The organism is Vibrio sp. 1F169, from assembly GCF_041439605.1.
In the GTDB taxonomy this organism is placed as follows: Bacteria; Pseudomonadota; Gammaproteobacteria; order Enterobacterales; family Vibrionaceae; genus Vibrio; species Vibrio tasmaniensis_A.
Genome location: NZ_JBGOOI010000118.1, coordinates 1 through 7,312, shown reverse-complemented (window position 1 = coordinate 7,312; position 7,312 = coordinate 1). Strand labels below are relative to the sequence as shown.

The following is a 7,312-nucleotide window of genomic DNA, read 5'->3' as shown; positions in this document are numbered from 1 at the left end:
AAACTCACTAAAAAAAATTATTGGTGTTCATTATTCCTATGTTCAATTGCGTGACTCCGTAACGCAGAACAGCTCCTAATAGGGAGCTGTTCTTGTGTCTAAATTTGGGCCACACTAAGTGCCGTTACGTTAAATAAATGAAACAACTAGTCTACCGAGCTAAACGTGTATCCCTCACGAGGGATAAACGGAGCTCGGAAATCGCCTTTTAAAAAGTAATAGATATCTTGTGAGTTATCATGGACAACCTCGTAGCAGCTTTCCCCACTACCAAAGTTTGAACAATATTTATTATTTTTAATGCGCCATGTGCCTTCGCTGGGTTTTACATCACCACTACTCATCCACCACGTTGTGCCTGAATCGGAAAAATATTGAACTGTTTTTTTCCCGTAATGAACACCATGAATAGTATTATTGCTAAGCAACAAATCTACTTCTGGTGAATTAACCGGCACTTCTTTAGCTAAGACAGAACATGTTACTCCTAGAAGTATTACTGCAATGATTTTTTTCATTTATATCTCCATTATATTTATAATTACGTTAAATCGCATATATAGAAACCCAATTCAGATTTAATATCAATTTAAATTTAATATCAATTTAAATTTAATATCAATTCAAAAAATGAATAATTAGAGCAAATTTGATTGGTATTTATACCCGTGATCATTGAAGATGCTTGATTTTCTTTAGAATCAGGATCATGCTACGAGCCATGAAAATTGCACTGACTCCTCAACAGAAACTACAACTCGGACAAATGCACGACAATGAACGTGACAGTCGAGTTTGCGACCGTATTAAGGCTGTTTTGCTAGCTTCTGAAGACTGGAGTCAGACTATGATTTCACAAGCCCTTCGTATTAATGAATCGACCGTTGCACGTCACCTCAGTGACTACGTTCTTTCTGAAAAACTTAAGCCTGAAAATGGCGGAAGCCAAAGTAAACTTTCTGCTACTCAAACCATGCACCTAATCGAGCATTTGACTGAGAAAACCTATTCTCATACTCATCAAATTGTCGCCTATGTTAAAGAGACATTTGGACTTGATTATACGGTTTCAGGTATGAACAAATGGCTTCACCACAATGGCTTTAGCTACAAGCAGCCGAAAGGCGTTCCACACAAGTTTGATGAAGCAAAACAACAAGCCTTCATAGATGGTTATAAATCACTAAAGGCAAGCTGTGGTAAGGGTGAAACGATAGTTTTTATCGACGCTGTTCACCCAACCTTATCAACCAAAATATCTCATGGCTGGATACGTACTGGTCAGGATAAAGTGATTGAAACAACGGGTGATCGCAGCAGATTGAACATTATTGGTGCACTGAACCTGTCGGATATTGGTGCCACCATTGTTCACGATTACGAAAGCATTAACAGTGAAAGTATTGTTCGCTTTTTCTGTAAGTTAAGAGAGAGCTATCTGTTAGCCCATAAGCTTCATATCATCTTAGATGGTGCAGGATATCACCGCAGTGACTTAGTCAAAGATGCGGCGTTTGTCCTAAATATCGAACTGCATTATCTTCCACCTTATAGCCCAAACCTAAACCCAATAGAGCGGCTATGGAAAGTAATGAATGAGAAGTCGAGGAACAATGTTTACTTCAAAAGCAAACGGGACTTCAAGGCGGCAATAGGTCAATTTTTTACTGTGACTCTTCCAGAGATCGCAGGCTCTTTGACATCTCGAATTAATGATAAATTCAAGTTCTCAAGCCTGCATCTTCAAGTTGATTGGGTATATAGCCACTATCATTATGTTCAATCGTGTGAATCTGTTCTTGTAGGCGTTGTTGATCAAATCAGCTTGAGGTTCAACGACGCCATATTTGACTAATAGTTAGCTTCTAACAGGCATACCTAGTCCTATGACTTTGTTTATAGCTTTGACATTCGCCCTAATGATCTGCTCCAGTTAGACTGGAGAAGGTATTAAGCGACATATTGTTTTTCAAAGTTAATTGGGCTTAGATACCCAAGAGCCCTGTGCCTTCTTGTTCGATTATAAACAACTTCGATGTATTCAAAGAGTGCTTGAAGCATCTCTTCTCGCATCATTATCGGCTCGTCTTGGACAGCTTCTACTTTCATTGAGTGGAAAAAGCTTTCAAAACAGGCGTTCCAACAATTACCACGACGGCTCATGCTTTGAGTTATACGATATCGACAAACTCTCCGCTTGCCATCTGTCTTGCGTTTTTGACTTTCCATTCACCTTCGCCATCAACCATTGGCCAGTCGCATCAATGGCTAGGTGCTGTATTGCTTTTCTCGTTTTTGGCTTAAATGAGACCTCTACTTTCTTCGCTCTACGATTGAGCCTGGTGTAATGCACAACCAATAGCTTACGGAGAAATGGATCATTTTCATGTCTTAAAAATTGTATCTTCAAGTTGAGTGAGTCGAGTACTAGCGATATTTACCTTGAACCACATAGTTTTCTCGCTTATTGCTCTTCAGATTGCTCCAGAGACGCAACCCAGCGCAGGATCTCTGCGGTGGCTTCAATAAGATCGCCAGGAATGTATTGGTCTAACTGCCCATCCGCATATAACGCACGTGCGAGCGGTACTTTCTGCATCACCGGAACCCCTTCTTCTTTGGCAATCGCAATCATACGCTTTGCCATCGCATCAGTCTCTTTTAGGGTAATCACAGGCAGAGGTGTTTCGCCCTTTTTATAGTACAAACCGATGGCAATGTGTGTTGGGTTTGTAACCAGCACATTCGAGCGTTTAACGTTATCTCTTTGGTTAGAAGTTTGCATTTCTTGGTGCAGTTGACGACGTTGACTTTTTATTTCAGGGCTGCCTTCCATCTCTTTGTATTCACGTTTCACTTCATCTTTGGTCATCTTTAACTGTTTAGTGTGGTCGAACTTTTGGTAAGAAAAATCGGCTGCGGCAATCACAATAAAGCCTACCGCAGAGATAATCATCAATTGTTTGATTAATACGCCAGTGATGATCGGTACACACTCTAACCCACAGGTAGGTATCTGCAGTAACGTGTTTAAGTTACCTTTCAGCGTTATCCAAATAATGCATGAAAGTAACGAAACTTTGAGAATGGACTTAATAAACTCAATGATACTCTTTAACGAAAAAATTCGCTTTGCCCCTTCGACTGGATTGATCTTCTTGATGTCCGGTTTGACAGACTCGCCACTAAATAGAAAGCCGAACTGTCCCATGTTAGCCATGATGGCGACTAAGGTTGCAATCAAGAGGATCGGCGCAAGCAGATAAACCATTTCTTTGGCGATGGCGATAGCTACGTCGAGTAGTGCATCTTGAAAGCCCTGATATGCCAATTTGCTTGGCAGTAAAATTAGGGCAGATATGTGCGACATATAGTAATCGGCGAATGCAAACAACACGACAATCAAAGACAGAATCAATGAAGATGAAATGATTTCCTGACTTTTTGCAACTTGCCCTTTTTGGCGGGCATCCCTGAGTTTTTTTGGGGTGGGGAGTTCAGTTTTTTCTCCGCTCATTATTAGGACCTGTTTATTTATTTTGGTTGAATTTTGTTCGAGATAAAGCGTTTTAATCAGGTGAGAGGCGGACGGCTAATTCCTTTTCGCCGAATCGTTCTAAGTAAATCCCTCTCAACAAAGAGTAAAACGTTTTAGCTGAACTCTTTGGACGGCGTTTGTGGTTTCTTTCCACTGCATTATAGGTTTATCGAATAGAGTTACCACATTTCAAAGCATCTATTTTTGCAAGAACAATCTACAAGTCGCTGCAAAAATAAGTTCGAGAGATAAGCAGACTCTAGCGATTACCAAATAGTGTTTAGCTGCTCTGAGAACAGTGCGATTTCAGAGAAAAGTGCTTGAAAGTGGTTCATCATCAGAGCCAGATACACAATCAATAACACACTGGCGATGGCACTTTTGATCGGCATTGCCAAGAAGAAAACGTTGAGTTGTGGTGCGAATCGGCTGATGAGCGCAAGCCCAAACTCGGCAAGGAACATCGCCAGTACTATAGGCGCAGACATCAAAACTCCAAGCCACATTAATTGCTCAAATTGGTCGTAGAAAAAGCGTGCCCACCCTTCTGTTATGGTTGGAAAAAAACCTATCACAGGCCATGACGAGTAACTGGAAAATAGCGCATAAAGAAAAGTGACAAAGCCACCGCCCGAGAAGAACAAAGTGATCAGAGTTTGAGTCAACAATACCGCCGTTGGCGTCGATTGCGAACCGAGGGTGGGGTTAAACATGCTCGCCATGGCTGCGCCTCGCTGGTTATCCACGAGAAAGCCTGCCGCCTCGATTGCCCAAAAGGGGATCGCCGCAATAAAGCCAATGAGCAGACCCAATAACACCTCTTTCCCCAAGATAACCATTAACCAGATTCCATCCGTTTCTGCAGGTAAATTTTGTTGATTAATTATAGGAAATATAAAAAGTGCAAGAGAACACAAGATTCCATTTCTCACCATGGTGCCACCCAGCATTTGCTTGTTTAAGATCGGCAGGAATATAAAACAAGCCATTAACCTAGGAAGCGTTAAGCTGTACAGGAACAGTGCGTGGTGCAAATCATCGTAACTCATCGTATTTGCGGGATTTTATCTAAGGTCAATGTTGCAAACGAATGCAGCTCGGCGCCCAACCACTGTGCGGTAACAAACAAGGTAATTATGACGGCAATCAGTTTAACGACAAATCCCAACGTTTGTTCTTGAACTTGAGTCAGTGCTTGGATGAGTGAGACTAAGGTGCCAACAAACGCCGCAACCAGAATCGGTGGCAGCGACAAGAATAGAACAAGCGTTAAAGCCTGAGTGGCAAAGTGGATTATTTCGGCCGGATTCATATTTCTCTCCTCACTATCCGTAGCTGAGTACTAAGCCATGAGTTAGCTTGGTCCAACCGTCAAGTAACACAAAAAGCAGTAGTTTGAATGGTAGCGAAATTGTCATCGGCGATACCATCATCATCCCCATTGCCAGTAGGATGTTGGACACGATTAGGTCGACAGCGATGAAGGGCAGATACAACAAGAAACCAATCTCAAATGCCCTAGTTAGTTCACTGACCGTGAAGGCGGGGAGTAACAACAATAAGCTGTCTGACTCTAAGCGGTCGAAGTACTTCTGTGGCCACAAGGTTCTCGCAGCATCGGTAAAAAACACCGTTTCAGTTTCACGGATGTGTTTTTTCAAAAACTCTCGATATGGCTGCAGTCCGCTTTCAATCAGCCCTTCAACACTGTCGGAATCTTCTAGGGATATTTCATGTTGTGTAACGTAGTCGTAGGTTTCAAATCCTACTGGTGCCATAATGAAGATCGACAAAATTATCGCCAATCCGTACAGCGCCATATTGGGTGGTATTTGTTGTACACCCAGTGCGTTTCTCAATAGAGAGAACACCACAGCAAGCTTTACGAAAGAGGTCGCCATCATTGCAATGAAAGGAACCAAAGCAAGTAGGGCGAGCGTGACGATTAGGTTCAGTTCATCAGGTAACTGGATCATGCTGGCTCCTGACTACCGCCAAACAATTCGAGAACGCGAACACCTAAGCGTTCATTGATGCTCACAAGTTCACACTCACCAATAATTCTTCCGTTTGCTCGCATAGTGACCGGGTTTGAAATTGGCTGGTTAAGCTCAAAGGTAAAGCCAGGTTGTAGCGCGTTAAGTTGTTCTAAAGTTATGGTTTGCTGACCAACATCAAAAGTGAGTTCAATTGGCAGTTGCTTGTGGTCGGTAAGTACTTCAGAGCTATTGATATCGTTCATATTGGTTTCTTTATCTAGGATGTGGAGTATGGTTTCGTCGAGTTGGCATCGCCAAAGGTTTTGATTGGATATCTGAAAGAGCACTTGATGTTGTGCGATGTGGCAATCATCGAAAAACACCACATCCCCCAATTCCAGTTGCTCGAATTGGCTGACTGCCAAACGTGTTTTGCCAAAACTCAACCAGAATGGTAGTGCAATATTTTGACTTAGGTAAGATGGTGCTTGTGGCAACGCGCCAAGTAGCACATCTCGACCTTCATGCACCCAGAGGCTAAGAGATGCGTCATCACGGTTGATGGTGAGCATCAATACATTCTCTTGCTGAGTTTGCTGTTCAAGAGGTTGTAACTTGCTTAAGACAGGAAGCTGCCCAAAAAGACGTTTAATCACATCGGTGTATGGTTCAATCTGGCTATTGAGTAACGCCAATTGCAATGAGTTTGGTAGTGATTCAAAAGCCGTTGAGTCAAGCATGTCATGTAACCACAACTGTAATTGCGCACCACAAAAATCTATTTTGATCGTTTGCCCTCCAATGAATAACGCCAAACGATAGCCAGTAAATTGAGGTTTTGGCCCTAGCGTAACCGACAGGCTGTTGCTCAGGCTATCTTGAAAGTGGCATTGTTTCGCACATAGTTGATTGCTTAGCGAGATGCTTGATGCGTCGACTTTAGGGAAATTAAGTATCATCATTCGTCCTCAGGCTTCCATTCATCATAAATACTGCGTTGTTGTCGAGAACGTTGTTGATCTTGTTGTTGGTTCATTTGCTCGCTGATTGAGATTCGAATCGGTTGTTCAATCCCCAAGCGTTGTAAGCGCTCAACCAATTCTTGTTTAGCGTTTGGGTTGATTAGCGAAAGGGCATGCTCTTGTTTAATTAAGACGCTGTAACCAGAACTGTCGTGCTTAATGGAGATCTCACCACCTTTCAATTGACCTTCATTGAGAAACAGTCGGACCTCCTTCTCGTTCGCTGTTGGGAGAGAAACATAGATCTTTTCGACCAACTTACTAATCAGATCGTTCACGTTTCTTGCCGAGCTGCGAGGTGTTTGCGCTTCCATACTCTTTAGGATCACATCACCTTGAGTAGTCGGTTGGTTTATATTCGCCGCCGAGTGCAGTTTGGTGCCCACTTCAGAGGTTGAATGATGTAAATCAATGCGCTTTAAGGGTTTTAGCTTCTCTTCAAATGCGGACAACGTAGCTTTCGCTTCTGTGTTAATCTGCGCGTTACTTAAGGTTACCGCTTCTTTTACTGTCGTATCGGGCTTTAGTCGCTGACCATTCAAGACGTTTTGCACAGAGGTAGCGGCTTTACCATCAAACTGGATTGGCGCTGGTTGAGTATTCAAGCCTTTTGGGAAACCGTCAATAATGTCTTTGGGATCGAGATACAAGCCATCAAGAGATGCGCTTGAATCCGTTGAATCCGTTGAAACCGTTGAATCCGTTGAATCCGTTGAAACCGTTGAATCCGTTGAAACCGTTGAATCCGTTGAATCCGTTGAAACCGTTGAATC

Annotated in this window: 7 protein-coding genes and 2 pseudogenes; 1 reads left to right on the top strand and 8 read right to left on the bottom strand. The window is 42.6% G+C overall.

What is annotated here, in order from left to right:
- Positions 1-146: 146 nt before the first annotated feature.
- On the bottom strand, positions 147-518 hold the full coding sequence (locus tag ACED53_RS22410) for a hypothetical protein (protein WP_017097360.1): 372 nt from the start codon (positions 516-518) through the stop codon (positions 147-149).
- A gap of 191 nt (positions 519-709) precedes the next feature.
- On the opposite strand from ACED53_RS22410, the pseudogene ACED53_RS22405 reads away from it, so the two are divergent.
- Positions 710-1,752, top strand: a pseudogene (locus ACED53_RS22405) (IS630 family transposase).
- Positions 1,753-1,950: 198 nt separating this feature from the next.
- Here the strand turns inward: ACED53_RS22405 and ACED53_RS22400 are convergent.
- From ACED53_RS22400 to ACED53_RS22370, 7 genes and pseudogenes are all read right to left on the bottom strand, one after another.
- Positions 1,951-2,350: pseudogene (locus ACED53_RS22400) on the bottom strand (IS3 family transposase); the annotation flags it as partial.
- Between the two features lie 114 nt (positions 2,351-2,464).
- The gene (gene sctU / locus ACED53_RS22395; protein ID WP_017096437.1) at positions 2,465-3,517 is read right to left on the bottom strand and encodes a type III secretion system export apparatus subunit SctU; all 1,053 of its coding nucleotides are present in this window, start codon (positions 3,515-3,517) and stop codon (positions 2,465-2,467) included.
- 287 nt (positions 3,518-3,804) lie between these two features.
- Positions 3,805-4,587, bottom strand: a complete 783-nt coding sequence (gene sctT / locus ACED53_RS22390) for a type III secretion system export apparatus subunit SctT (RefSeq protein WP_029222875.1) — start codon at positions 4,585-4,587, stop codon at positions 3,805-3,807.
- Complete coding sequence (gene sctS / locus ACED53_RS22385) at positions 4,584-4,850, bottom strand: type III secretion system export apparatus subunit SctS (protein ID WP_017096439.1); 267 nt, start codon at positions 4,848-4,850, stop codon at positions 4,584-4,586. The genes sctT and sctS overlap by 4 nt, the downstream gene beginning before the upstream one ends.
- A 13-nt stretch (positions 4,851-4,863) precedes the next feature.
- Positions 4,864-5,514 (bottom strand): SctR family type III secretion system export apparatus subunit VscR, encoded by a 651-nt coding sequence (gene vscR, locus ACED53_RS22380; RefSeq protein ID WP_017096440.1) that lies wholly within the window; start codon positions 5,512-5,514, stop codon positions 4,864-4,866.
- Positions 5,511-6,476 (bottom strand): type III secretion system cytoplasmic ring protein SctQ, encoded by a 966-nt coding sequence (gene sctQ, locus ACED53_RS22375; RefSeq protein ID WP_029223742.1) that lies wholly within the window; start codon positions 6,474-6,476, stop codon positions 5,511-5,513. The genes vscR and sctQ overlap by 4 nt, the downstream gene beginning before the upstream one ends.
- Positions 6,476-7,312 (bottom strand): type III secretion system needle length determinant (locus ACED53_RS22370; protein WP_371715310.1); only part of this gene is annotated, 837 nt, incomplete at its 5' end. The genes ACED53_RS22370 and sctQ, both read right to left, overlap by 1 nt.